This window comes from Myxococcus sp. AM011 (assembly GCF_013372595.1).
Classification (GTDB): Bacteria; Myxococcota; Myxococcia; order Myxococcales; family Myxococcaceae; genus Myxococcus; species Myxococcus eversor.
Genome location: NZ_JABXEM010000160.1, coordinates 1 through 26,163, shown reverse-complemented (window position 1 = coordinate 26,163; position 26,163 = coordinate 1). Strand labels below are relative to the sequence as shown.

The 26,163-nt window shown below is 68.7% G+C and carries 14 protein-coding genes; 4 read left to right on the top strand and 10 right to left on the bottom strand.

Features of this window, described 5'->3' with window-relative positions; genetic code table 11:
• The first annotated feature begins 72 nt into the window (after nt 1–72).
• Together HUW62_RS29085 and pbpC are read left to right on the top strand one after the other, a co-directional pair.
• Nucleotides 73–5,619 carry an alpha-2-macroglobulin gene (locus tag HUW62_RS29085; RefSeq protein ID WP_368670500.1) on the top strand — a complete coding sequence of 1,849 codons (5,547 nt, stop codon included), beginning with the start codon at nt 73–75 and terminating at the stop codon, nt 5,617–5,619.
• Nucleotide 5,620: 1 nt separating this feature from the next.
• On the top strand, nt 5,621–7,993 hold the full coding sequence (gene pbpC, locus HUW62_RS29080) for a penicillin-binding protein 1C (protein ID WP_176436257.1): 2,373 nt from the start codon (nt 5,621–5,623) through the stop codon (nt 7,991–7,993).
• 46 nt (nt 7,994–8,039) lie between these two features.
• On the opposite strand, the gene HUW62_RS29075 is transcribed toward pbpC, so the two are convergent.
• Nucleotides 8,040–9,860, bottom strand: a complete 1,821-nt coding sequence (locus HUW62_RS29075) for a CotH kinase family protein (RefSeq protein ID WP_240356695.1) — start codon at nt 9,858–9,860, stop codon at nt 8,040–8,042.
• A 321-nt stretch (nt 9,861–10,181) separates the two neighbouring features.
• On the opposite strand from HUW62_RS29075, the gene HUW62_RS29070 reads away from it, so the two are divergent.
• Nucleotides 10,182–10,649: a hypothetical protein gene (locus tag HUW62_RS29070; RefSeq protein WP_163867942.1), complete on the top strand. Its 468-nt coding sequence runs from the start codon at nt 10,182–10,184 to the stop codon at nt 10,647–10,649.
• Between the two features lie 66 nt (nt 10,650–10,715).
• Here HUW62_RS29070 and HUW62_RS29065 read toward each other — a convergent pair whose 3' ends face one another.
• Complete coding sequence (locus tag HUW62_RS29065) at nt 10,716–14,252, bottom strand: PD40 domain-containing protein (protein ID WP_176436256.1); 3,537 nt, start codon at nt 14,250–14,252, stop codon at nt 10,716–10,718.
• 192 nt (nt 14,253–14,444) lie between these two features.
• On the opposite strand from HUW62_RS29065, the gene HUW62_RS29060 reads away from it, so the two are divergent.
• Nucleotides 14,445–15,893 carry an LVIVD repeat-containing protein gene (locus HUW62_RS29060; RefSeq protein WP_176436255.1) on the top strand — a complete coding sequence of 483 codons (1,449 nt, stop codon included), beginning with the start codon at nt 14,445–14,447 and terminating at the stop codon, nt 15,891–15,893.
• Nucleotides 15,894–15,964: 71 nt separating this feature from the next.
• Here HUW62_RS29060 and HUW62_RS29055 read toward each other — a convergent pair whose 3' ends face one another.
• From HUW62_RS29055 to HUW62_RS29020, 8 genes are all read right to left on the bottom strand, one after another.
• Nucleotides 15,965–17,821 carry a hypothetical protein gene (locus HUW62_RS29055; protein ID WP_176436254.1) on the bottom strand — a complete coding sequence of 619 codons (1,857 nt, stop codon included), beginning with the start codon at nt 17,819–17,821 and terminating at the stop codon, nt 15,965–15,967.
• 159 nt (nt 17,822–17,980) lie between these two features.
• Entirely contained in the window at nt 17,981–19,612 is a 1,632-nt protein-coding gene (locus HUW62_RS29050) for a hypothetical protein (protein WP_176436253.1), read from the bottom strand.
• Nucleotides 19,609–20,391: an outer membrane lipoprotein-sorting protein gene (locus HUW62_RS29045; RefSeq protein WP_163867946.1), complete on the bottom strand. Its 783-nt coding sequence runs from the start codon at nt 20,389–20,391 to the stop codon at nt 19,609–19,611. Before HUW62_RS29045 ends, HUW62_RS29050 begins: the two co-directional genes overlap by 4 nt.
• Before the next feature lie 5 nt (nt 20,392–20,396).
• Entirely contained in the window at nt 20,397–21,698 is a 1,302-nt protein-coding gene (locus tag HUW62_RS29040; protein WP_163867947.1) for an FtsX-like permease family protein, read from the bottom strand.
• A 4-nt stretch (nt 21,699–21,702) separates the two neighbouring features.
• The gene (locus tag HUW62_RS29035; protein WP_176436252.1) at nt 21,703–23,811 is read right to left on the bottom strand and encodes an ABC transporter permease; all 2,109 of its coding nucleotides are present in this window, start codon (nt 23,809–23,811) and stop codon (nt 21,703–21,705) included.
• Nucleotide 23,812: 1 nt separating this feature from the next.
• A complete protein-coding gene (locus HUW62_RS29030) occupies nt 23,813–24,562 on the bottom strand; it encodes an ABC transporter ATP-binding protein (protein WP_163867949.1) in 750 nt (249 codons plus the stop codon).
• A complete protein-coding gene (locus HUW62_RS29025; protein ID WP_163867950.1) occupies nt 24,559–25,059 on the bottom strand; it encodes a GbsR/MarR family transcriptional regulator in 501 nt (166 codons plus the stop codon). The genes HUW62_RS29030 and HUW62_RS29025 overlap by 4 nt, the downstream gene beginning before the upstream one ends.
• Nucleotides 25,060–25,269: 210 nt before the next feature.
• On the bottom strand, nt 25,270–25,899 hold the full coding sequence (locus HUW62_RS29020; RefSeq protein WP_163867951.1) for a hypothetical protein: 630 nt from the start codon (nt 25,897–25,899) through the stop codon (nt 25,270–25,272).
• Nucleotides 25,900–26,163 lie beyond the last annotated feature (264 nt).

The window sequence follows — 26,163 nt, the reverse complement described above, 5'->3', positions numbered from 1 at the left end:
CCTCCCCCCGTCACCACCCAGGCCCCGAGCACGCCGGCGTCCCTCGGCGGCAGCGCGTCCGCCACGCCGCCGGTGCCCGTCAAGCCGGAGGCCGTGACGCCCATCATCAGCGCGCCGGGCTCGGACACCGTGCTGCCCCAGGGCGTCGTCATCGAGCTGGCCCGCTCGCTGCGCCCGCCCGACCATGAAGTGAAGGCGGGCACCGTCGTCACCCTCTCGCCCCGAGTCTCCGGCAACCTGCAGTGGAGCGGACCGTCCACGCTCACGTTCAACGCCGCCGGCGCCGGCTTCTCCTTCGAGACCGAGTACACCGTGACGGTGGAGTCGGTGGAGACCGAGGCCGGCGTGGTGAAGCCGCCCTCCGAGGGTGCGTGGACCCACCGCTTCACGACGCCGTCGTTCCACTTCCTCCGCGTGGAGCCCAAGCAGGCCGACCTGCTCAAGAACCGCATCGAGGTGGACATCGCGTTCTCCGGCCCGGTGGACACGGGCGCCCTCCGCTCGCGCGGCGCCTTCGATGTGGGCGGACAGTCCATCAGCGACGTGAAGTGGCGCAACGTGCCCGGCAAGCGTGACGTCGTCACCGCGCAGCTCGGCCACCCGGGGCTCAAGGGCGGGGCCACCGTGCGCTTCGTCCTCAAGGCGGGGCTCGTCTCGGCGTCGGACGCGAAGGCGCGCGCCCCCGCGGCGGAGTCCTCCTTCGTCCTGCGCGGCGGCAAGCGCATGGACATCACCGGCATCACCCGCCAGAGCGGAGCCTCCGGGCACTACCTGGAGGTCAGCTGCCGCGACGTGGACATGGCCGCGCCGCCCAGCCCCCGTCAGAACCAGGACTACGACGAGTACTACTGGGACTCGAACAACCGCGGCTGCATCCTGGACGACGCCACGGCAGAGGCCTCCATCCACCTGACGCCGCCGGTGAAGGTGTCCGTCGCGCCCTCGCGGCGAGGCTTCCGCATCTTCGGCGACTTCAAGCGCGGCACGTACTCGCTGCGCATCGCCGCAGGGACGACGTCGACGGGCAATGGCACGCTGCTGTCCGACTTCGAGGAAGGCGTCTCCATCCCCGCCCGCCAGCCGCAGCTCTCGTTCTCCTCGGCGGGGCGCTACCTGCCGCGCGGCGCCTGGCGCAACCTGCCGCTGCAGCACCTCAACCTCGACAGCGTCGAGCTGACCATCCGCAACGTGCCGCCGGAGAACCTCGTCTTCTGGATGAGCGACGACCAGCGCGAAGTGGCCGACGAGCGCACGTCCAACGTGGTGGTGAAGAAGACGCTGTCCCTCCAGTCGCCGCAGGACACCCTGGCCACCACCTACGTGGACGTGGCCACCCTGGTGCCGTCGACGACGCGCGGCCTCGTGGAGGTCTCAGTGAAGCGCAATGAACTGGAGGCCGCCTCGCGAATCCTCCTCACGGACCTGAGCCTCGTGGCCAAGAGAGGCGGCCCCGCGCCCGGCACCACGGACCGGGGCGAGGTGTGGGTCTGGGCGCTCGGAATCGAGAGCACCGACCCGGTGTCCGGCGTCGAAGTCTCCCTCGTGAAGAAGAGCGGCCAGGCCGTGGATCGCTGCGTCACCAAGGGCGCGGAGGGGTGCATGCTCAAGGTGCCCGCGGCGGGCGCGGACGACAGCGAGCCCTTCGCGCTCATCGCCCGTCAAGGCGAGGAGCTGACGTACCTCAAGTACAGCGAGCTCAAGATGGAGATCGCCAACTCGGACGTGCAGGGTGAGCCGTACCGCTCCGAGAAGGCCTACCGCGCCTCCATCTGGTCCGACCGGGGCGTGTATCGGCCGGGAGACACGGCGCACGTCGCCGCGGTGCTGCGCGGCCAGGATGACCTGGCTCCGCCCGCGGGCATGCCCGTCGAGCTGGTGGTGGTGGACCCGCGCGAGCGCGAGCTGAAGAAGGTGCCGCTGAAGGCCAACGAGGCGGGGCTCGTCGCGCTCGACCTTCCGTTCGAGGCGTTCCAGGACACGGGCCGCTACCGCGTGACGTTGAAGGTCGCGGACCGCGAGGTGGCCTCCTACGCCTTCAGCGTGGAGGAGTTCGTCCCCGAGCGCATGAAGGTGACGGCGACCACCGAGGCCCCCGGCTACGTGCAGGGCGTGGAGCTGCCCGTCGCGGTGGAGGCCGCCTATCTCTTCGGTGGCTCGGCGGAGGGAAGCCCGGTGGAGCTCAACTGCCGGCTCTTGCCGTCGGACTTCAAGCCGAAGGAGAACGGCCAGTTCACCTACGGCCTGTGGCGTCAGGACGGCAAGGAGCCGCGCCCCGTCACGCTGGGACAGGCCAAGGGCGCGCTGGACGCGAAGGGCCAGACGGTCCTCAACTGCCCGGCGCAGGCGGCCATGGGCGGACTGCGCGGCGCCGCGAAGCTGAGCGCGCTGGTCAGCGTCTTCGAGTCCGGCAGCGGTCGCTCCACGGTGAACGAGGCCAGCGTGCCCGTGCACCCGGAGCGCTACTACGTGGGTCTGCAGGCCAGCGTGGGGAAGGTGAAGGCCGGCAAGCCCTTCACGGTGAACGGCGTGGTGGTGGACTGGGACGGCAAGGTCCTCGCGTCCGGCTCCGTGGCCCCCAAGTCGGTGGAGGTGGAGTACGTCCGCCTGGAGGAGGAGTACGGGTACTACTACGACGAGTCGGAAGGGTATGACCGCTACCAGCGCTACCTGCGTCCGATTCGAGAGGGCAGCGCCACGGCGAAGGTGTCGGGGGGCCGCTTCTCCCTCAACGTGACGCCGGGCGGAGACGCCGCGGGCTACCTGGTGCGCGTGCGCTCCGGCAATGCTCAGACGGACCTGGAGCTGGAAGGTGAGGGTCGCTACTACTGGTGGGGCGAGGGCTCGCGCGTGGACCAGACGCCGCGTCCGCTCAAGCCCACCTCGCTGGACGTCGCGGTGCCGGCGCTGGCTCGCGTGGGCCAGCCCATCACCGTGAAGGTGAAGGCCCCGTACAAGGGCCGGATGCTGTTCACCGCGGAGACGGACCGCGTGCTCGCCACCGAGTGGAAGGCCGTGGAGCCGGGCGAGGTGACGTGGACCTTCACGCCCAAGCAGTTCGCGCCCAACGTCTACGTGAGCACCTTCCTCGTGAAGGACCCGCATCTGGAGTCGCGCGAGGCGTTCATGCCGGACCGCGCCTTCGGCGTGGCCAACATCACGCTGGAGCCCGTGGACTTCACCCAGTCGGTGACGCTGAACGTGCCCAAGGAGGTCCGCTCCAACGACACGCTCAACGTGGAGATGGATTTGGGCGCGCTGGAGGGGCCGACCTTCGCCACGGTGGCGGTGGTGGACGAGGGCATCCTCTCCCTCACGCGCTTCCAGAGTCCGGATCCGCTCAAGCAGATCTTCACCAAGCGCGCCCTCGGCGTGGGCACCTACGAGACCATCGGCTGGACGCTGCTGGTGCCGCCTGGCGGCAACTCGCGCTCCACCGGCGGTGACGCGGAAGGGGACGCGAGTGGCCGGGTGCAGCCCGTCAAGCCCGTGGCCCTGTGGAGCGGCGTGGTGCTGGTGCCGGCCAATGGCAAGCTGCGCCTGCCCTTCCAGATTCCGCAGTACCGGGGCGCGGTGCGGGTGATGGTGGTGACGGCGGGGCCCAAGCGCCTGGGCCGCGCGAGCGCGCAGGTGCTGGTGAGAGACCCGCTGGTGCTCCAGACGACGCTGCCTCGCTTCCTCACGCAGAACGACGAAATCCAGGTGCCCGTCTTCGTCACCAACCTGTCCGGCAAGCCGCAGGACGTGAAGGTGACGCTGGGCGCGGAGTCGCTGCCGGTGCCCGGGCTGACGATGCCCGCGACGGCGACCTCTCCGCTCCAGCTCCTGGGCAAGAGCGAGGGCCGGGCCCGGCTGGAGGATGGCAAGTCGACGACGTTCGTCTTCCAGGCTCGAGCGGTGCAGGCCGTGGGCGCCGCGCGGCTGAGCGTGGTGGTGGAGGGCGGAGGCTACACGTCGAAGGAGACGTTGGATGTGCCGCTGTCCCCGGCGGGTCCCCGCGAGCGGCGGGTGCAGCGCATCGAGCTGGCGCAGGGCGTGACGGACCTCTCCCAGTACCTCCAGGGCTGGGTGCCGACGACGGAGCGCTCCACGCTGTGGGTGACGGCCAATCCCTATGCGCAGTCGCTCCAGCACCTCTCGTACCTGGTGCAGTACCCCTATGGCTGCATCGAGCAGACGACGTCCTCCACGCGCCCGCTGCTCTTCGTGTCGGAGCTGGTGGACAACGTGGACCCGTCGCTGACCCGTGAGGGCTCGGTGGGGGACATGGTGCTCGCGGGCATCAACCGCGTGCTGTCCATGCAGACGTCCTCGGGCGGCTTCGGCTACTGGCCCGGCTCCACGGAGCCGGTGGACTGGGGCACCGCCTACGCGACGCACATGCTGCTGGATGCCCAGAAGCTGAAGTACCCCGTGTCGCAGGAGCGGCTGAACGACGCGATTACGTGGATGGGCAACCGCATGAGCGCCTACGAGGGCCAGTCGGCCGTGCGCCTGAACGGGCAGGTCGACAGCGAGGAAGCCTACATGCACTACGTGCTGTCGCTGTCCGGCAAGGGCCGCAAGGCGCGCATGCTGAAGCTGGTGGAGGCGCTGGCGGAGAAGTCGAAGAAGGGCGCGCTGGGTGGCCAGGAGCGTGAGGTCGACTACATGCTCAAGGCCGGGCTGTGGCTCGCCGGAGACCGCCGCTACGAGAAGGAGCTGCGCACCCCGGACCTGTCGCCCGTCACCGACGAGCGCCACAACAACTGGTCCTTCTATTCGGACCGGCGGCGCCGGGGCTTCATGCTGAGCACCTACCAGGACCTCTTCGGCAACAACGCCGACGGCGAGCCCCTGGCGGCCATGGTGGCCCAGTCGCTCCAGGCGCACTCGAGCAACTGGTACACGACGCAGGAACTCGTGTGGGGAATCACGGGCCTGGGCAAGCGGCTGCAGGGCGCGGCCTCCCAGTTCACCGCGCCGGTGCTGACGGTGGAGGGCAAGGAGGTGGCGGCCCCGAAGGCGAAGGACGCGCGCGGCTCCGACCGCACGTGGTCCCTGGCGCGGGCCAGCGAGCGCAAGCAGCTCCAGCTCGATGTGAAGTCCAAGGACTCGGGGAAGCTGTACCTGGTGCTGAGCAGCGAGGGCGTGCGTGCGGACGGGCAGCCGCGCACGGGTGGGGAGGGTCTCAAGCTGACCCGCACCTATCGCAAGCAGGACGGCTCGGAGCTGGACCTGAAGTCGTCGCCGCTGGCGCTGGCGGAGCTGGTGTACGTGGAGCTGGAGCTGAAGAACGCCACGGGTGAGCGGGTGCAGAACATCGCCCTGGTGGACCGCCTGCCGGCGGGCTGGGAAATCGAGAACGCGCGGCTGGGTCGCGGGGGCTCGGTAGACTGGGTGGCGGCCGACGCGCTGTGGACGCCGGACTACGTCAACATCCGCGATGACCGGATGGAGGTCTTCGGCGCGCTCGGCGCGGGTGAGGCGAAGAAGATTGTCTACGCGGTGCGCGCGGTGACGGCGGGAGCCTTCACCCTGCCCACGGCGGAGGCCGAGGCGATGTACGACCCGCGCATCTGGGCGCGCGAGGCGGGCGGCACGGTGCAGGTGTCCGGCCCGTGGAAGGACAGCCTGCTCTGACATGCGCCGCGCTCGTCACCTCCTGAAGAAGCTCGGATGGTTCGCCGCGGGGCTCGTCGGCCTCGCGGCGCTGGGGGTGGCGGCGGCGTGGTGGCTGCCGCTGCCGTCGCGGCTCTCCTCACCGCCCTCGGTGGTGCTGGAGTACCGCGACGGCACTCCGGCGCATGTCTTCCTCGCGCCGGACCAGCGGTGGCGCATCGCCGCTCCGGCGGAGCGCATCGACCCGGCCTACGTCCGGGCCCTGCTCGCGCTGGAGGACAAGCGCTTCTATTCCCACCCGGGCGTGGACCCGCTCGCGGTGGCGCGCGCCGCCGTGCTCAACCTGACACGGGGGCGCCGGGTGTCGGGCGCGTCCACGCTGACGATGCAGTTGGTGCGCATGCTGGAGCCGCGCCCTCGCACCTTCACCTCGAAGCTGGTGGAGTCCTTCCGCGCGGTGCAGTTGGAGCTGCGGCTGACGAAGCAGGAGGTCATGGGCGCGTATCTCCAGTTCGTTCCGTACGGGCGCAACGTGGAGGGCGTGGAGGCCGCGGCGCTCGCGTACTTCGGCCACACGGCGGCCCACCTGAGCCCGGCTGAAATCGCCACGCTGCTGGCGGTGCCGCAGAACCCCAACCGTCGCTTCCCCACGCCGGAGAACCGCGCCCGCCTGCGCGCGGCCCGGGACGACGTGGCCCGAAGGCTGCTGGAGGCCCATGCCCTCCCACGCGGCCCCGAGGGCGCGACGGTGACGGATGCGCAGGTGCTGGCGGAGGTGCACGCCTCCGCCGCGCCGCTGGAGCTGAAGCCCTTTCCCCGCGAGGCCCCTCACGCGGCGGTGTGGCTGCGGGCACAGCGCCCGGGGCTGACACGGCTGCGCACCACGCTGGACGCGGGCACGCAGCGGTTGGTGGAGCGGGTGATGCGGGACGGGTCGAAGGACCTGTCGTCGCGAGGCGTGCACAACGGCGCGGCCGTGGTGGTGGAGCGCGAGCGAGGCGAGGTGCTCGCGCTGGTGGGCAACTTCGACTTCTTCGACGAGAAGCACGGCGGACAGATTGTCGGCTTCGCCACGCCGCGCTCCCCGGGCTCGGCGCTCAAGCCGCTCCTGTACGCCATGGGTATCGACCTGGGCCTGGCGGGGCCGGAGCAGCTCGTGGCCGACATCCCCATGTCGTATGGCGGCTATTCGCCGCGAAATTTCGACGGCCGCTTCCTGGGCCTCGTGCGGCTGGAGTACGCGCTGTCCCAGTCGCTCAACATGCCCTTCGTGCGGCTGCTGGAGCGCGTGGGCGTGGAGCGCTTCCTGGGCGCGCTGCGGACGTCGGGGGTGACGAGCCTCATCTCCGAGCCGGGCCACTACGGCCTGTCCGCCGCGGTGGGCGGCATCGAACTGACGCCCCTGGAGCTGGCGGGTGTGTACGTGGTGTTGGCGGGAGATGGCCGCACGCGTCCCCTGCGCCTGCTGGAAGAAGGGCAGCCGGTGGCGTCCCCGGTGGAGGTCATGTCTCCGGGGGCCGCGTGGCTCACGCGCAAGGCGCTGTCGCTGAAGGACCGGCCGGACTTTCCGGAGCGGCGCCGACTGACGGGCCTGCCCGCGCGCGTGCACTGGAAGACGGGGACGAGCTTCGGTCACCGGGATGCGTGGGCGGCGGGCTCGGGGCCCCGGCACACGGCGGTGGTGTGGCTGGGCAACTTCGACCACACGCCGAGCGTGCACCTGGTGGGCGCGGACGCGGCGGGCCCGCTGCTGTTCGACATCCTGGAGGGCGTGGGTCCCCGAGGGCGCTCGCTGCCGGAGGATGAAGTGACGCCGCCGGAGGACCTGATGCGCGTGGAGGTCTGCGCGTACTCGGGCCACCTGCCGACGGACGCGTGCGTGCAGCGCAAGGAGGTCTACGCGCGGCGCTCGGCGGTGCCCACCGCGCACTGCCCCTACCACCAGCACATCGAGGTCGACGTGGCCTCCGGGCTCGCGGTGGGGCCCACGTGCCGCGCGGGGCGGAAGACGGAGTCACGGGTGTTCGTCACCTGGCCCGCCACCATCCGCCGTTGGCTGGAGGAGCAGCACCGTCGTCTGCCGGAGCCCCCGTCGTTGGCGCCCGGCTGCGAGCTCGGTGGTGAGCGCGCCGCCCCCACCATCGTCTCGCCCGCGCAGGGCCACATCGCGCTGCTGATTCCCGGAGTGCCTCCGGAGCAGCAGGAGATGCCGCTGGAGGCTGAGGCCTCGCACGAGCGCGCGCTCACCTGGTTCGTGGACGGCGCGCTTTTGGGCACCGCGCGCGCCGATGAGCGCATGTGGTGGAAGCCCTCGGTGGGCTCCCACGAAATCCTCGTCACGGATGACCGGGGACTCAGCGCCAAGCGCACGCTCCTCGTCCGCGAGCGGCGCTGACCGAATCGCCCTGAGCGCGCGTCCCTCGTCGACGCGCGCGCTCCGCTCAGCGGACCTCCCAGCCCTTGTCGCCGCGCTCGTACTGCTGCCCCGCGCGCAGCGCGCCGTAGAAGAGGAAGTCCTTCACGCCCACGACGGACTTGCCGTCGAACAGGCCCAGCTCTCCCTTCGGCGGCAGCCGGATGCCCAGCTCGGAGGCCTTCAGGCGCACCTTCCCGCCCGGGGCCACCGTCACGTTCGGCAGCACCGCGCCCACGGGCGTCGTCACCTGGGTGGGCACATGCTCACTCCGCGCCAGGCTCACCCTCAGGTTCGTGGTCAGCACCATGCCCTGGAGCGACAGCGCCACGGCGCCCCGGTTTCCCACGTCCACCCAGCCCTCCACCGGGTCGAACGCCTCGAACACCAGCGTGGGGCGCTGCGCCTGCATCCGCGTCCAGTCCTTCTCCACGAAGGCCCGGCGCTCCTTCACGTAGCGCTTCATGTAGTCGCGACCCGCCTTGAACTGCGCGTAGTCGGTGTACGGAGCCCCATTCATGTGCGGGTCGATGAGCGCGTGCATCGCGTCGATGTACGGGTTCATCACCTCGGGCTTGAACAGCTCGTCCAGCGCCTTGTCGAGCCGCGCGCCCAGCCGCTCACGCAGCTCGGGGTTCGCCAGCACGCGCGTGCCCAGGTTGGAGAAGACGGGCAGATAGCCGGGATAGGACTGCGTCTCCGTCTTGCGCTGCAGGTACATCTTCTCCGTCCACGCGTCCGTCAGCGTGAAGTTGAACAGCGGGTGGCGCATGTTGGCGGAGCTGGTGCTCATGCCCTCCGCGGGGTTGAGGTACCACCAGCGCGCGTCCACGTTGTTGAGGTCCCAGGGCACGTAGGACCACTTCGCCACGGCCCGGTCGTAGATGAAGTAGCTCTCCGAGTCCTCCACGAAGTTGTTGGACATCAGCGCGTCCAGCACCATGGAGCGCAGGTAGTGCTCCAACTGGAGGTGCTTCTCCAGCGCGGCGGCGAACTCGGGCTCCGGCGTGTAGTTGATGACGTCCAGCATGGCGAAGAGCCCATCGTCCGGCTGCTGCTCGTTGGTCTTCTTCGTCCAGTCACCCTGGTAGGGCACCTTCCACGTCTTCAGCTCGCAGTCCTTCCAACCGCACCGGTAGATGGTGGCGTCGTCGTCCGCGAAGGCATGGGCCTTGAGGAAGGCCTTGTTCACCTGCTCGATATCCAGGAACACGCCCTCGTACTGGCCATTGAGCTTGAGGCGCACGAAGGTCGCCTTGGACGCGGGCACGCGCATCGCGGCCATCAGGTCGAACGCCATCTTCTCCGCCAGCAGCGTCGCATCCGCGAACTCGGCCACGAGGTTGAGCGACGTGCGTCCCTCGAAGCGCACGTCCTTGTCGAAGCTCACGTTCCAGCTCTTCTTGACGAAGAAGCGCGCGGAGGCCCCGCGCAGGCGCACCTTCACCTGGTACGTCTTCCCGCCCGCCTTGAAGATGGCGTCCTGCTCCGGCGTCCACACGTCCGCCTCGAACTTCTTCATCGCCTCCTCGGGGATGATGAGCTCGTACTCGGGCACGCTCGCCTGCAAGGTCGGCATGACGAAGGGCCGCTGGGCCTCCGGCGTCACCGGCGGAGGCGGGTCGACGGGAGGCGGATCCACCGGAGGAGGATCGACAGGCGGCGGGTCCACCGGAGGAGGGTCGACGGGAGGCGGATCCACCGTGCCGGGCGGTGAAGGTTGCTCGATGGGAGGTGGCTGGGTGATGGGCGAGGGGGGGGCTCCAGAACCGCAAGCCCACAGCCACATCACCGGAAGGCAGAGCAAGAGTCGTGAGCGCGTCATCTCCAGGTGTTGAGCAAGGCTCATGCCTCACGAAGGCAGACGTGCGACGCCTGAAAGTGAACGATGCCAGTGCCCCAAGACGCCGTGGGGCGGGTAGTTGATGAAAGGGATTTCCCTTCCTGGGCCGGTCATTTGCTTCACCCTGGAGGGCAGAGGACCCGTCGACCCCCGCGTCGGCGCGTGAGCTCCGCGAGGGGCCACGACGTTGCACGCGAGCCTCCCTGGTGGGGCAGGCGGGCAGGCAAGGAAGCCGTCTTCCCTTCTGCCCTCCGCTGTTCCCGACACGGAGCGTCGGGCCTAGCTTCTAGAGGAAGAGGGGAGCGCCGCGACAGGGAGACGCCCGCGATGGAGACCTGGAACCAGTCGTCTGATTCCGCCCGCAGTCACACGCCGTTGATGGTGAACCGTCGTATCGACGAGCATGTGGAGGCATGCGTGCGGCACATGGCGACCCATGCGGACCGCCCGGAGATGAGCCGCTACCTCCAACGCCTGGAGCGCGAGTGGGACCTCAACCGCGCCGTCATGGTGGGCACGGCCGCGCTGGGGGCTCTGGGCCTGTTGCTGGGCAAGAAGGATGGTGGCCGGTGGCGGGCGCTGAGCGCCGTGGCCGCGGGAGTCCTCCTCCAGCACGGCGTCTTCGGCTTCGGGCCCTTGTCCGCTCCCTTGCGCGCGCTGGGCATCCGCTCGCGCCGGGAAATCGACCTGGAGAAGTTCGCCATCAAGGCGCTGCGCGGTGACTTCGAGCGCATCCCCAATGACGGCGGGCCCATGGCCAAGGCCAACGCGGCGCTCGTCGCCGCGCAGTCCTGACGCCGCGCCTCGCTGCCTCGCCAACCCCCGCTCACCCGATGAAGGGAGCGGGGGCGGCTCGTCGCCTCAGTGCCGGGGCGAGGTGTAGCCACCGCCCTGCGCCGGCATCAGCGCCGGAGAGGCGGGCTGGGTCGCGCCGTTCGTCGCGCCGGTGTCCGCCTGGTCGAAGAAGCCGTTGAGGCCGGCGATGCCCAGCGAGAAGTTCGTCACCCAGCCGGAGTCCGGCTTGCCGGCCTTGGCGCCGATGTCGAACGGCTTGGCGAAGTGCAGCCGCAGCAGCAGGGGCCCCAGCGCCAGGTTCACACCGACGACGGCGTTGAGCACCCGGTGGTTCCACAAGTCGTCGCCGCCGTTGCCCACGCCACCCACGTCCATCGCCGCGATGGCCTCCAGGTCACTCAAGAAGGCCACGCGGATGATGTCGTTGAGGGGCAGCTGCAGCTCCAGCGTGGAGTAGACGAAGTTGCGGCCGAGCAGCCACCGCTCGTCGCCGAAATTCACCCCGCGCAGGGTGTCGAACGACGACAGGAAGTAGGAGCGCGCGTAGCGTCCGCCGAGCGTCGTGCCCGCGCCGCCGCGCAGGAAGATGTTGGTGCGGCCGTAGATGGGGAAGTAGCGCTCGGCATCCAGGCGCAGGTTGCCGTAGGCCTCGCTGTCGAACGGTTGCACGCCCAGCGTCATCTCCAGCAGCGCGGAGCTGCCCGACAGCGGGCCGGTGGCGTAGTGGTACTTGAGGCTGTCGTAGCCCACCTGGCCGCTTACCTCGGTCTGGAAGCGGATGGCGCCGTTCTTCGCGTTCCACTCCGACAGCAGCTCCCGGTTGGCCTCGTTGCGGTCCGGGAAGAAGAGGCGGAACTCGGTCTGGTCGTCGAGGAAGTACTTGGTTCCGCCCATGCTCAAATCGCCCTGGACGAAGAAGAACGTACTGAGCGGATAGCGCAGGCTGCCGAGCGCGCCGAAGAACCGCTCCGCCGACGTGAAGAAGACAGGCGAGTTCTCGAACGTCTGGTCCACGCGGAAGCGCAGCGACTGGAACAGACCGCCGCCCCACGTCGTCCGGCCCGCGTCGTTGATGTACAGCATGTAGCCGTCCGTCAAATCGAAGCTGCCGTACACCGCCAGGGTGAGGATGAACTGGTGGTCCCTCATCCGGTCACTCGCCGCCGCGAAGAGCTGACCGACGAAGCCGCCGCCGCCCGCGCCCGCGAAGCCGAAGATGGGGCCGAACTCCAGGTTCTTTCGCGCGAAGGGCTCGTACGCCTGCGCATCCGTGAGGGGGCGCACCGCCAGCGGGTTGGGCGGCTCGGGCGGAGGCTCCGCCGGCACGTCCAACGCGAGCATGCGCGGCGGCCTGAGCACCGCGGGCTTCCGCTCACCCGACACGTGGAAGAGCATCCACAGGCCACCCTCGGGGCCCGCACCCGGCTCGAAGACGCCGGTGGTCAGGTCCGTGCGGCGGACGATGCGGCCGTCCGCCATCAGCTCGTGCAAATCCGAGCTGCTGTTGTTGAAGGCGGTGAAGAACACGCGGCCGTCGGCCAGGGCCAGCGGGTCCGCGTGGTCCCTCTCCTCGCTCGTCAGCCGCTCCACCTGGCGGGGCGCGTCCAGCTTCACGCGGAAGAGGTTGAACTTGCGGTGCGACGTGGCGTCCGACGTGAAGACGATGCCCGCGGGGCCCCACGTCACCTGGCGCTCGGAGAACACGTCGTCGGTGAGCTGCAGGGGCTTGGCGTCCGGGTTCGCGTTCAGGTCGATGACGTAGATGTCGCGCAGGCCCTCGTCCTTGATGCCGATGAAGGCCACGTAGCGCCCATCCGGCGAGAGGGCCGGCGAGTACGCCGCCAGGATGCCGTGCTTGTCGATGCGGTACGCCTTGCGGTCGCCCACGTCCAACTGCACCGTCGTGCCCACCTCCCGGTCGATGCCGGTGCGGATGGGGTTGCGCCGCACCAGCACGTCGTTGGCGCGCTTCTCCACGGTGTGTTTGTAGTCCTGCACGTAGATGACGTCGCGGCCGGTGATTTCGGCGATGAAGGCCAGCTTGTCCTTGGACAGCGCGAAGCTGCGGCCGGAGATGGGGTGCAGCGACTCCACGCCGGGCACGCCGTCACCGGCGACCTTCTCCGACTTGTCAGGCGCGCGCGGGTCCATCAGATACAGCCGGCTCTCACCCGTCTCGGGGACGATGGTGCGCATCGCCAGGACCGTGCCGTCCGGCGAGCTGGCCATGGCGGTGATGTAGCCGGGCGCCTTGTCGAGCAGGTCCAACGCGGGCGCGGACTGCTCCGAGCCGAGGTACGTCTTGTACGCCCGGCGCTTCAGCCAGTTCTCGAACCGCGCGGACACACGCTTCGGATCATCTCCCGTCAGACGCTCCAGCAGCTCCTCGAACTTGATGGACGGTGAGTCCTTGGAGCCGCCCACCAGCCGGGGCGCGTCCTCCAGCACGCGCTGGATGAAGCCCTTGCCGTACTCCTCCTCCAGGAAGGCCACGCGCACCTGGCCGACCTTGTAGATCCACAGGTAGCCGTAGGGCCCGGGGGAGAAGAAGTCGAGGAAGGCGTAGCCCTTGTAGAGGTCCGGGTTGACGAGCAGGTCGCGGACGAGCATCTCCGCCTCGGGGTCCATGCCCCGCTTGGCGTAGAACTCGGCGATACCTTCGATGAACCACAGGGGAATCGCCTGGAGGGGGTCGCCGAACACCTTGGCCTGCTCGGCCACGGTGCGGACCTTCTGGATGGTGAACTGGTGCGCCAGCTCGTGGGTGGAGATCTCCTCGAAGAGGCGGTGGTCACCCAGGTACGGCAGGGTGAGCTTCAGGTCCTCCGTGCTGGTGACGCCCAGGGTGCCCTCGGACAGCGGGAAGAGGTTCGTCTGCAGGAACTCCTGGTAGCTGCTGTAGAGGATGTACGGGAAGGTCTCCGTGGGGACGTACTGGAAGGTGTCCACCAGGTACCGGTACGCCTCTTCGATGAGCGGCGCGGCGCGCTCGGCGACCACGCGCTCCCGCTCGTAGAAGTAGAAGCGCACGCCGCCTGCCTTGGCGCCGAGCGTCTTCGCATAGGTGTAGCTGAACCCACCATCGGGACTGCCGCCCAGGGCCGGGCCGCTGCCCAGCGCGGGGCCGCTGCCTGTCCCGCCATCGCCCAGGAAGCTGCTCAGGGGCGTGCCGCCGTCATCGCCGACCGCCGCCGTCGCGCCTGACGGGGGCGAGCCTCCGTCATCGTTGCCCGCGAGGGCGCCCGGAGGGGTGCCCCCGTCCTGCTGCTCCGCGAGCAGGGGCGGAGGGCTGGTGGACGGCTCGGAGCCGCTGGGGGGACCCGCGGGGACCGACTTGGTGTCGCCGGTATCCGGGTGGGTGGTGGGCGCGTCCGGGTTGGCGCCGCCCTGGGCACCGGGCGGCTGCTCATGCGCCGTCCTCTCCGGAGGCTTGGCGACTCCGGTGGCGGCGGGGCCCACGAGGATGTCGACGTGCCGCCACTCGAACTCGAAGCTGTTCACCGGCGTCTTGCCCGGGCGACGAGGCACGACGAAGACCTGGGCCAACGCCAGCCCCGGGAGGAGCAGGGTCAGCGCGGCGGCAGCGAGGAGACGGGGGTTCACGAAGGTCACCTCAGGGGTGGGGTACTGGCGAGACAGGTGCTTCCTAGGAGGCTCGCTCTCAAGAACGAGCCTATACAAGCGCCTCGATAATTTCTTTCCGTTTACTTGCCAGGCGGTGGACGTCGCCGCTCCCTTGGGGAGAAAGAGGGAGGGGCTTTCGTTGGGTTCCAACGCCCGGTATGCATACGGGCCATGAGACGCTTCTTCTTACTGAGCAGCACGCTGGTCCTCGCCCTGGGTTGCGGCAAGGACGACAACTCCAAGAACAAGGCGGAGTGTCATCTTGCCGCCATCAACCTGTCGTCCTGTCAGCGTTCAACCCTCGCTTCAGTGCAGGCCAACGGGGTGTGGAACGTCAATGTCGAACTGAACGACGGGACGGGCTCCGCGGGTGCGCTCAAGTTGTCGGGCGGTTCCGGCGCGCAGATTCTGGGCCTTCCGGTGACGGAGCAGCAGCTCACGGAAGACACCTTCTACATGGCCGCCGACGTGGTGGACACGTTTGGCCGCACGGTGCGCTACTCGTTCACCGGGTGCTCCGCGACCGCGCCGACGAAGCTGGGCGGCACGTTCCGTCGGTGTGTGGACGGAGAGCTGGACCTGCAGGGCACCTTCTCGGGCGCGCGCATCGAGCGCAACACCGGCGAGGCCGAGTCCTCGGGCCTGGAGCTGGTGAAGGCGCTGACGCTGCCGCGCGGCCTCCCGAAGGACCTGGTGGTGTCCGGGGGCTATGCCTACGTGCCCGCGGGTGTCGAGGGCCTCTTCGTCTACGACGTGCGCAACCCGGCGGAGGCGCAGCAGGTGGGCGCGGCCAAGCGCAGCACCGACGTCTACAACGACGTGTTGGTGAAGGACACCACGCTCTTCGTGGCGACGCAGGGCAGCGGCCTCTCCCTCTACAGCCTGGAGAATCCGGCGGCGCCTGTGTTCCTGCGCGCGTTGGCGGACCCCGCGGTGGATGTGTCGTCGTTGGCGTTGGAGGGAAATCTCTTGTTCGCCGCGTCGCCTTCGCCCAACGGCGAGGTGCTCATCTTCGACGTGACGACGGCCGCGCAGCCGAAGCTGGTGGACCGCTATTTCGTCGAGGGCGCGGAGCCGCTCAGCGGCGAAGTGCCGATGGACGTGGCGGCGGTGGGCAACCGGCTGTACGTGAGCAACTGGACCTTCGGCTTGTCGGTGTCGGACATCACCACGCCGTCGACTCCGAAGCTGCTGGGACGTTTCGCGGGCGGTCCCGCGCGCACGGCGGCGGTGGGCACGGTGGGGGACCGCATCCTGGCCTTCACGGGTGGCGAGGACTGGGGCGCGCACCTGAGTGTGCTGGACGTGGCCTCTCCGGCGAACGTGCTCCAGGTGGGAGAGTTCAGGATCCGTCCGGAGGTTTCCATCCGCGCGATGACGCTGTCGGGAACGAAGCTCTACGTGGCGCACTACCAGGATGGCCTGCGCGTGCTGGACGTGAGCAACCCGAGCGTTCCCCGGCAGGTGGCGTACTACAACACCTGGCGCGAGACGGACACGGGCCGTGGTGTCTCGTTCTTCGATGGGCTCAACAGCGTGAGCGTCCCCGGAGATGGGTACGTGTACGCGACCGAGTCGTCACGCGGGTTGCTCATCTTCCGCGAGACTCCGGCTCCGTGAAGGGCTGTCACGCCGTCGTCGGTTGAAGGAAGGGGGGCGCCTGCTGGGTGAGGCGCCCCTCCCGCATCGCGTCATGGAGAGAGCAGGGAGTTGCCCGTGCCGGACCTGCCGAGGCTGGCGCCGCGAGCGAGGCTGAGCTCGACGCCCGCATCCTGGAGCGCGAGGCGCGCGGAGTAGGTGTCGCTTCGTCCCGCTGCGTCGCGTGCGAGGTTGAGCAGGGCGCGAGCGCGTTCGGCGTGGACGATGACGGTGCCCTGGCCGAACTCGGCGGCGCTGTCGCGAAGGTCGGCGAAGGCGCTGTCGGCGATGTCGAGTGCGTTGCCCACGTCGTCTTCACCCTGTTGGAGCGCCGCGTCCGCAGCGAGCATCCATTCGCCCGCGCTCTGGAGTGCGGAGAGGCGTTGCTGGCGGGAGCGCTCGGTGTCGACGGCGCGCTCGCCGAACGTGTCGACCTGCTGCTGGGTGGCCTGGGCGCTCTGTTCAATCTGGGTGTCGCGGGCCTTGAGCTCCTCTTCGACTTGCTGGAGGCGGGCCTTGAGTTGCGCCACCTCCTCGTCCGTGGCGGTGGGCTTGGCGTCCTGGGCTTGAGCGTTACCGGTCTGCTGCCCGCTCACGGAGGACTGCTGCTGAGGCTGAACGGGAGTGGTCGTCGACGAGCCAGAGCCGCCCTGACCATTGGTCTGCTCGCTTTCGGTGGGCCCGAAGCCACCGGCGGAGTCCTGACTCCCGGGCTGCGCAGTGGTGCCTGAGCCCGAGCCGCCAATCGCGTTCGAATTGTCGGGAGTCGGGGAGATGACCGAGCCACCAATCCCGTTCGGATTGTCGGGAGTCGGGGAGATGACCGAGCCACCAATCCCATTCGGATTGTCGGGAGTCGGGGCGGTGCTGGTGCCCGACCCGCCCGTCGCATCCTGATTGTCAGGTGTCGTCGTGGTGCTGGTGCCCGCTCCGCCCGTCACGTTCGGATCATCAGGCGTCGTCGTGGTGCTGGTGCCTGCTCCGCCCGTCGTGTCTTGGGTGGGCGTGCTCGTGCCCGTCACATCCGAGGGCGCCGTCGTCCCAGTCCCCATCGTGCCCGAGCCACCCGTCGCATCCTGGGTGCTGGGCTGTGTCGACAAGCCCGCCCCCGTCCCCTGGGTAGGGGCCGTCGTTCCAGAGCCACCAGTCGAACCCTGAATGTCGGGCTGCGCAGTCGTGCCCATCCCCGACGAATCCGTGGGAGCCGTGGTCCCCGTCGAGTCAGGGCCACCCGTCGAGTCCTGACTCTCCGGCTGTGTCGCGGTGCTCGTTCCCGAGCCACCGGTGCCCGACTGAGTCATGTCCCCCGTGCCAGAAACACCCGTCGAGTCCCGCGACGTGGTGCCCACCGCATCCGGCCCGTCGATTCCGCCAGGCTGCGAGGCCGGAGACGGAGCCACGGCCTCGGTGTTCGAGCCTCCGGGCTGTGAGACTCGCGCATCGCCCGAGTTGTCCGAACCCGTCGACGTCTGTCCCGTCGTCACGCTCCCAGAACCACCGACGCCCGTGCTCGTTCCGTCATCGCCCGTCGTCCCGTCGGAGTCCTCCGTCCCGCTGCCACCGGTGCCTTCCTGCACCTGCGCGGGGATGGGCTCGTAGCGTTGATACGTCTCATCGACGGCCACCTGCCCGGACGTCGACGGCGCCTCACCATCCGGGAGGACCGGAGTGATGTTGTAGCCGTAGCCATAGCCGCCATACGGAAGCGTCCCATCCGCCATCGGAGGTTGGATGACGTAGTTCGGGGGCAGCCATGCGCCATCCGCTTCCTCGGCGGCCTGCTCGTTCGCGTCTCGCAGCGCCGAGGCTGCCGGGTCTCTGACGGAGGGGTCCGTGGGAGAAGGGTAGGGCGGCTCGCTCTGGCCCTGCGCGAGGCTCAATCCGGCGGCGATGGCGATCCACAGGTTCATGCCGGCAGGATGTTCACTGCATGAATTCTCCGGCACCTCGTCGGCCCGAGCGCCCCTCGACGGCCCGTCAGGGCGGCGACCTGCCCCGAAACGAGAAGGACCGCGCCCCCCGGGAATAGGAGGCGCGGTCCCTGAATCACCCAGCGAGCGACGTCCGCTTCAGATGCTGATGCGCAGGCCCGCACCCAGCTCGAACGTGGGCGCCGCCAGCTTGAAGCCCTGAACAGGCTGCCCGTTGATGACGGTGTCCGGCACCGAGAAGCCGAGCCGGAACTCACCACCCTTGTGGCCGTAGTGCACCGCGCCGTACCCCTCGACCGTCAGGTAGCTGAGGGCGCGGTGGGTGACGTTGATGCGACTGATGTACGACTTGTCCGAGAGGTTGCTGAGCGTGAAGAAGTTGAACGACGTGCGCTCGAGTGAGCCGGGCCGGTCCAGGAACAGGTACGCGGCGCCGTAGTGGCGCCCCAGATACAGCGGCTGGAAGGCTTCCTGCGCAATCAGGTACGGATAGCCGAAGGAGCTGGTGTAGCCCGTCGAGTTGTAGAAGTACTCGATGCCCAGCACGGCGATGTCGCTGTCGCCATACGCGAAGCTGTAGTTGGCGCCGCTCGTCACCTGGGGCGTGAGGCCCGTGGGGACATAGGCCTCCACCAGCGACGTGTCCTGGAGGATCTCCTCGAACGTCGTGCCCTCGGGGATGCGGTACAGCGGGCGCTCGGTGCCCTTCTTGATGCCCAGCTCTCCGTAGATATCGACGGGCCCCAGCGCAGAAGAGAAGTCGAGCCCGAAGCGCGGCTTGCGGCCCCGCTGTGCCACGGCGCTCGCGCCAAGCTCCGCGGGCCCCAGGACGACCTCGGCGCGCAGCGCACCACCGATGCGGCTGAGGCGGTTGACCGGGTCGGACGCTCCGGAGCGAGGCACTCCGCCCGTGTTGTCGAGCAGCGCGCCCGCGTCGGTGCCCAGGTCATCCATCACCGCGATGCCATAGAAGTTCCAGCCCGTCGCTTCCCAGGGGACATGGACCTTCAACATGGACACGCCGGTGCGCAGGTCCACGAAGGCCAGCGGATTGCGCCGCTGCGGTGACAGGAAGTCGGTGGGGTTCCAGATCTGCCCCGTGCCCCACTTCACATGCTGCTTGCCGACGGTGAGGAACACCGTCCGCTCGATGTCGAACCGGAGCCAGGCCTGGTCCAGCAGCACGCGCGGATTGGACGGCGCGTTGTTCGGGGTGGCGCCCGTCTGCGTGGCCACGGTGGGGTCGTAGCTCAACCGCCCCACCACGAAGCCGCGCAGCCGGTCCATCGGTCGCGCGTCGAAGTACCCGTCCACCAGCGTGGGCGCGGAGAACGACGTGTCACCGAACGACGTCCCCTCCGTCGCCGCCGCGAAGCCGCGCAGGTAGAACTGCCCGCCAATCTTCAGCGGGTCGTCCACCGCCTCCTCGGAGTCGAAGGCGCTGCGCGTCCCCGGCCCCGACAGCGCCTGCGAGTCCCGGTCTCCCGGCTCGGGCGGCGCCGGCGTCAACGGAGGCTGCCGCTCGGTCGCGTCGCCCGTGTTGCTCGCGTCGGCCGCCGCGGACGGCGCGGGCTCCTCGCCGAACACCTCGTCGTCGCTGGGGCGCTCCGTCGTAGGAGACTCCCCGGGCATGTCCGCCTGAGCCGCGGGCTTGTCGTCCTCGCCCCCGAAGAGGGCATTCTCGTCCCGCTGCGCGGCCTGCGCGAGCCCGGTGGTGCCGGCGAGGGCCACGGACAGGGCCGTGGCCAGGGTGAGGGTGCGCGGGCTCATCGACTCTTGCTCTCGAGCCAGGCCTTGGTGAAGAGGTTGGCCTCCAGCGCGCGCAGGTCCACGGACTTGATGAGGACGATGGTGGAGTTGGCCTTCTCCACCTCGTCGTAGAAGCGGATCTCCTCGGGGTACCAGACGTCGGCGTTCTTGGACTCGCTGAAGACCTTCTTCCAGCGCGGGTAGAGCGCGGTGCGCATCAGCCGGCCGGAGAGGGCGTAGTCCTCGCGCTTGAGGATGTTGTTCGAGTCCTTGTCCACCCACAGCTTGACCACGGGGTAGGCCACGTCCACGTTGGGCTTCACCTTCAAGAGCAGCTTGTGGGCGGAGTACTTGCCCAGCTTCGCCTCGCCCTCGTAGGTCGGGTCGAACTCCTCGGCCAGTCGGGACTCGTCGAAGTCGGCGCGCCGGCTGTCGGTGCCGGCGATGCGCTCGCGCTCGGTGCGCCGCTCCCACTTGCCCACGTTGGGGTCGTAGTTCCAGAGGTTCTTGTCCATCCGGAGGTAGCCCTTGCCGGCCTCCGTCTTGGGCTTGCTGAAGAGGATCATCAGCTTGTCGTCCGCGTCGCGCCGGTAGATGAACGCCTCGCGCACGTTGTCCGTCTTGTCCTTCTCCTTCTGCTCCAGATAGATGAGCGCCTTGTAGTCGCCCCCGTTGCGCTGGCGGTCATCGATGGTCGCCAGCATCTGCGTCATGGCGGCCGGCTCCAGGGCCAGCGCCACGGGCGCGGACAACATGGCCACGGACAGCGCCGCGGCGGAAAACAGGTTCTTGAGGCTCATGGATTTCATCCGATGTGGTGCATCGCCGTCACCGGCTTGAGGCGCGCGGCGAGGAAGGAGGGAATCAGCGAGATGAGCGTGGTGCAGGCGGTGATGAACACCATGGCGCCGACGACGGAGCCCGCGTTCACCACCAGGTGCAGCCGGTCCGACATGATGAACATCGCCACGGCTTCCGGGACGCCCACGTGGGCGGAGTCCACGCCCAGGCAGACGGCCAGTCCGACGAGCGCGCCCGCCAGGGTGCCCAGCGCCCCGAGCGTCATCGCCTCGAACAGGAACATCACCACCACCCGGGTGCGCTGCATGCCGATGGCGCGCAGCGTGCCAATCTCCCGGGTGCGCTCCCGGATGGCGATCCACAGCGTGTTCATGATGCCCACGCCGATGATGACCAGCAGCACGAAGATGAGGATGCCCGTCAGCCCGTTGAGCGCGGTGAGCGTCCAGGTGATGAACGACAGCTCATCCTCCCAGTTGGTGATGTCCAGCTTCTGCCCCGTCCACGCCTCGCGGTTGACGACCTCGAACTTCATCCAGAAGGCGCGAGGGTCATTGTCCATCAGCTGGTGGCCCGCGTCCGCCAGCACCGTGCGCAGCCGCGCCTGGACCTGGGGCACCTGGCTCACGTCCTTGAGGTACAGGTAGAGCGCGCCCGTGGTGTCGTCGCGCAACTGGTACAGCGAGCGCAGCGTGTTGGACGGGACGAAGATGTTGAAGTCGCTCATCAGGCCCACGTCGGTGGCGATGGCCGCCACGCGGACGTCCACCGTGTTGTTGGTCCCGCGCATGGTGGGGGCGGAGATGGTGATGGTGTCGCCCACCTTCACCTGGAGCTTCTTGGCCTGCTTCTCGAACAGGAGCACGGTGTTCTGCTCGTCGAGCCCGTCCAGGGTGCCCTCGTGGATCTGCAGGACCTGGCGGAAGCCCGGCTCGTCCTTCACGTCGATGCCGCCCACGCCCACTTGGAGCGAGCTGGACTCGCTGACGATCTTGGCCCAGCCGCGCCCGCGCTGGACGGCGTAGTCCAGCTCCGGCACCTCCTTGCGGACCAGCTCGAGAATCTTCGGGAAGGCCGTCACCACGGGCGCGGCCTGGCCGGCGGTGACCTTGTAGAAGCCACCCACGTTGACGTGGCCGGTGGCGAGCGTGGTGGCGGAGCGCAGCATCGTCTCCTTCATGCCCGTGGACAGGCCCATGAGGATGACGAGCAGCGCGGTGACGCCGGCGATGGCGCCGCCCAGGAGCAGCGTGCGCCGCCGGTGGGTGCCGAGGTTTCGGAATGCGATGAGGAAGAGTTGGAACATGGCCTTACTCGTCCGTCTGCATCGCCTGGAGGGGCGACACCCGCGTCGCGAGGAACGCGGGATAGAGGGTGGAAATGGCGGACACCAGGAGGACAATCACGAAGGCCGCGATGAGGTTGCCGGCGCTCAGCGAGGGATAGAGGCGGGGACCGGAGAAGAAGAAGTAAAGCGCCTCGTTGCCGGCGGGGATGCCGGCGCTGCCCAGCGCGCTCATGATGCCGCTGCCGAGCAACGCGCCGCCCGCGCCGAAGACGAAGCCGAGCAGCACCGTCTCCACCAGCACCATGCTCAGGATGAAGGAGCGCTGCGCGCCGATGGCCCGCATCGTCCCCACCTCTCGCACGCGCTGGAGGGTGGCCATCATCATCGCGTTGTTGATGATGACCAGCGCGACGATGAAGATGATGAAGACGGCGAAGTAGAGCACCAGCTTCGCCATCAGCACGAACTGGCCGATGAGGCCCGCGGCCTGCTGCCACGACACCACGCGCAGCTTCAGCCCCGCGGCCGTCGCGGACTGCTTCAGCTCCTCCATCGTCTGCTGGAGCTGCTCGGGGTCCTTGAGGATGATGGCCGCGCTGAGCGCCACGCCCTGTTCAATCTCCTGCTGGGAGTAGACGCGCGCGGCCAGGTCGTCCCGGCGCAACGAGCCCAGGGCACCCTCGAACGCCTTCGCGTCCTCGATGAGCCCCGGCGTGGCCTCCGCCACCAGCGAGTTGCCGCTCTCCTCGCCGAAGAGCGCATCCTCGGCGTTGGCGCGGTCCACCGCCTTCAGGCCGCTGTTCTTCTGCAGTTCGGCGATCTCCGCCTTCCGGTCCGGACTGAGGTAGCCGTACAGCTCCCGGAAGGACATCAGGTCCATCAGGTTGATGACGCCGGCCATGGCGGACTTCTCCAGCCCCTTGAACTGATAGGTGCCGTAGATCTTCACGTTGACGCTCTGCACGTAGCCGGTGCGCGTGAAGGCGGTGATGGTGAGGTTGTCCCCCATGCGCATGCGGTACAGGTCCAGCAGGGGCGCCAGCTCCGCGTAGAACTGCTGGTAGCGCGTGTCGAAGTTGTCGTCGGTGGTGGTGAGGAACTCCGAGAGGAGCTTCTCCAGGGAGGGCTCCTGGTTGCCGAGCACCTTCTGCAGCCGCTCCACCGCCTGCCGCGTCTTGATGGGGTCCAGCTGGAAGAGGATCTCCCGCGTCTGCGTCTGGTTCTCCTTCACCCAGCGCTGCAGCTGCGGGTCGGCGTCGATGCGCTTCTGGTTGAGGTCCTTCTCCTGCTTGATGTTGTCCAGCCGCAGCGCCGTCTTCAGCTTGAGGAAGTTCTCGTAATAGAACTTGGACAGCAGCATGCCGCGCTTGCCCTGGGGCACCGGCTGGCCGTCGACGATCTCCATGCGGTCGAAGGTGCGCTGGAAGGAATCCAGGTCCGTGCCCACGTAGCGCATGTCCAACAGGTCTCCGTCCGGGAGCTGCGGGGCGATGCGGTTCTCCAGGAACTCCAGGGCGGCGAACGGGTCGTTCTCGAAGGTGTCCCAGAACGCGTCGGTGCGGGCGCGCGCCAGGGCCTCCGCCTCCTGTGGGTCCACGGCGGCGGAGCTGAGCAGCTCCCGGCTCTTGTTGCGCTGCTCCTCCATGAGCGACACCATCTGCCGCACGTGCGACTTGACGCTGTCGATGTTCGCGCGAAGGGCAGGGGACTCGCCCTCCTCCGCGCGCTTCTTGTAGAGGTCTCTCAGCCGCGCGAGCGTCAGGTCCACCGTGTTGCCGGAGGAGATGAGCGCGCCGCTGGTGCCCATGGGCACCACCGTCTTCACGTTGGGGTGCTTCTCCAGGAAGGGCTTGATGCGGCTGAAGTCGTCGAGCACCGCCAGGTCCGGCTCGCCGCCCATGCCGCCGTACAGGCTCAGCTCTTCCTTGGAGTCGTCCGAGTAGACCTGGAGGTGGCCGGCGACGCTGCCGATGATGCTGCGGCTCATCGCGCTGTCCATGCTGTCGAGCAGCGCGCCACCCACCACCACCAGCAGGGTGCCGAAGAAGATGATGCCGCCGATGAGGATGTTGATCTTGCTGGTGAACAGGTTGCGGAAGGCCACCTGCATCAGCAACCGGAGCTGACCCATGTCAGTGACCCTCCGCGCCTGCCGCCATGGCCCGCTTCGCCTCGGAGGGGGTCAGCCGGTCCAGGAACTTGCCGTCGGCCAGCCGCACCACGGCGTTCGCGTGGCTCATCACCTTGGCGTCGTGCGTGGAGAAGATGAAGGTGGTGCCTTCCTTCTGGTTCAGCTCCTTCATCAGGTCGATGATGTTCTGGCCCGTCACCGAATCGAGGTTGGCGGTGGGCTCGTCCGCCAGCACCAACTGGGGCCGGGTGACGAGCGCGCGCGCCACGGCCACGCGCTGGCGCTGGCCGCCGGACAGCTCGTTGGGGCGGTGCTTGGCGTGGTCGGCCAGGCCCACCTGCTCCAGCAGCTGGTTCACCCGCTCCTTGCGCTGGTTCTTGTCCAGCTTGCGCTGCAGGAGCAGCGGGAACTCCACGTTCTGGAAGACGCTGAGCACCGACACCAGGTTGAAGCTCTGGAAGATGAAGCCGATGGTGTGCAGGCGCAGGTGGGTGAGCTGGCGCTCCGTGAGCTGCTTGGTGTCCTGGCCCGCCACGCTGACCACGCCCGAGGTGGCCGTGTCCACGCAGCCGATGAGGTTGAGCAGCGTCGTCTTCCCGCTGCCGGACGGGCCGGCGATGGAGATGAACTCCCCGGGGTGCACCTGGAGATCCACGCCTCGCAACGCCGGGACGACCACCTTGCCCAGGGTGTAGTCCTTGGTCACGTTGGTGATGGAGACGATGGGTGATTGCGCGACTGCGGCGTTCATGCGGTGCGTCCTTTCGATGCCTTGGGGGTGCGGGGCGAGGGGCGGGCCGCGCGTGAGGCGCGCCACCGCTCGGCGATGCCGGCCATTTCGGCCAGGTAGAACTCACAGAAGTCCGCCGCCTCGCGCAGGTGCTGCTTGTGCGCGAGCTGCGGCGCGGAGAGGGCCTCCTGGCACACGCGGACGAACGCCTTGACGCTGTCCTCCGCGGTGCGAAGCCGGCTCTCCCAGCCGTCGTGGTTCACGACGTAGTAGTGCTGCCGGTCTCCGGGAATGCTGGCCGGCTCCACCAGGCCCATCGCCATGCTGGCGCGGATGTTGGTGGACACGGAGGCCGCGCTCACCTTGAGCACGCGGGCAATCTGCTGGAGCGAGAGCGGCTGGTCCGTCAGCATCAGGAGCGCGTGGATGCGCCCACCGATGCGCGTGCTGCCCTGCCGCTCGAAGTACAGCCCCATCGACTCGATGAAGCGCTGCTCCGCGGCATTCGGCTCCTTCATTCACGGCCTCCGTCCCACCCCGAGGAGGCCGCGCGCGACAGACGTCCGCCGGGGCCCGAGTGGCGCCCGGCATCTAGTTCGTTCAGGTCATTCAGTCAATACTGAATGAAGTGAATGCACGAAGGGCCCGAGACCTGTGGAGGCCGCGGGCCCTTCGCATCCCCTTCCGGGGAGCCGGTGTCTCACGGGTGCGAGTCCGTGGGCCCAGGCTCAGTACTGGGTGTCGGGGCTGGTGCTCTTGTCCCCAGTGCCCACGTCCTTGTTCTTGTCCGTCCCCATGCTGGAGCCGCCGGTGCCCATGTCATCCTGGGTGCCCTGGGTGCCGGTGTCCATGGTGCCCTCGTTGATGGACGGGTCCGGCGCCATGACGTCCGTGCCCGCGCCGCCGGTGCCCGACAGCGAGATGCTCTTGGCCATGTTCTTCGTTTCCTTCACCTCGAAGCTGGCCCGGATCTCCTGGCCCTCCTTGAGGTCCTTGGCCTTCTTGAGCGTCGGGTCGGTGAAGGTGGTGCTCTTGTCGATGTCGAGCGTCACCACCGCGCCCTGCGCGTCCTGCACGAAGAGCTTGGTGCTCTCGGCCTTCACCACCTTGCCGCTCAGCTCCTTCTGGCCCATGGCATTGGTGCCCATGGAGGGGCTGGAGCCCATGGTGGAGCCGGAGCCGCCCATGGAGCTGTCCTTCTGCATGGACGGGTCCTGCGTGCTCCCCGTCGTACCTGACGTGCCCGAACCGCCCTGCGCCGCGGTGTCCTGCTGCGGCTTGGTCTTGTCGTCGTTCGCGAAGGCCGCGCCGGACCCCAGCAGTGCCATTGCCGCGAAAACCCCAACCAGCTTCTTCATGGGAGAGCCTCCTGTGTGAGTGCGACGGAGGGGCAAGCGTGGTGCGTCGTTTCCCTCCGCTGTTCCAAAAGCTAGGTGCGACGGTGGAAGCGGACAGGGCTGGGGGGGCAAGGTCGGCGCGTGCCCGGTCCCTCCCCTGCCGGTGGGGCCAGGGCAGGGTGGACCCGAGGGCAGGCCTCTGGCGGCTTGTGGCCGGGCGGGCTTTTCCCCTAGCGTCACGCCGGCAAGCGTCCACCGGCCTTCCAGCCGCTGGCCCGACAGGAG

Bases quoted from the DNA above. Each gene is read 5' to 3' on its own strand.
- pbpC (WP_176436257.1), top strand. From the start codon at position 5,621: ATGCGCCGCGCTCGTCACCTCCTGAAGAAGCTCGGATGGTTCGCCGCG.
- HUW62_RS29075 (WP_240356695.1), bottom strand. From the start codon at position 9,860: ATGAGCCTTGCTCAACACCTGGAGATGACGCGCTCACGACTCTTGCTC.
- HUW62_RS29070 (WP_163867942.1), top strand. From the start codon at position 10,182: ATGGAGACCTGGAACCAGTCGTCTGATTCCGCCCGCAGTCACACGCCG.
- HUW62_RS29060 (WP_176436255.1), top strand. From the start codon at position 14,445: ATGAGACGCTTCTTCTTACTGAGCAGCACGCTGGTCCTCGCCCTGGGT.
- HUW62_RS29055 (WP_176436254.1), bottom strand. From the start codon at position 17,821: ATGAACCTGTGGATCGCCATCGCCGCCGGATTGAGCCTCGCGCAGGGC.
- HUW62_RS29050 (WP_176436253.1), bottom strand. From the start codon at position 19,612: ATGAGCCCGCGCACCCTCACCCTGGCCACGGCCCTGTCCGTGGCCCTC.
- HUW62_RS29045 (WP_163867946.1), bottom strand. From the start codon at position 20,391: ATGAGCCTCAAGAACCTGTTTTCCGCCGCGGCGCTGTCCGTGGCCATG.
- HUW62_RS29040 (WP_163867947.1), bottom strand. From the start codon at position 21,698: ATGTTCCAACTCTTCCTCATCGCATTCCGAAACCTCGGCACCCACCGG.
- HUW62_RS29035 (WP_176436252.1), bottom strand. From the start codon at position 23,811: ATGGGTCAGCTCCGGTTGCTGATGCAGGTGGCCTTCCGCAACCTGTTC.
- HUW62_RS29030 (WP_163867949.1), bottom strand. From the start codon at position 24,562: ATGAACGCCGCAGTCGCGCAATCACCCATCGTCTCCATCACCAACGTG.
- HUW62_RS29025 (WP_163867950.1), bottom strand. From the start codon at position 25,059: ATGAAGGAGCCGAATGCCGCGGAGCAGCGCTTCATCGAGTCGATGGGG.
- HUW62_RS29020 (WP_163867951.1), bottom strand. From the start codon at position 25,899: ATGAAGAAGCTGGTTGGGGTTTTCGCGGCAATGGCACTGCTGGGGTCC.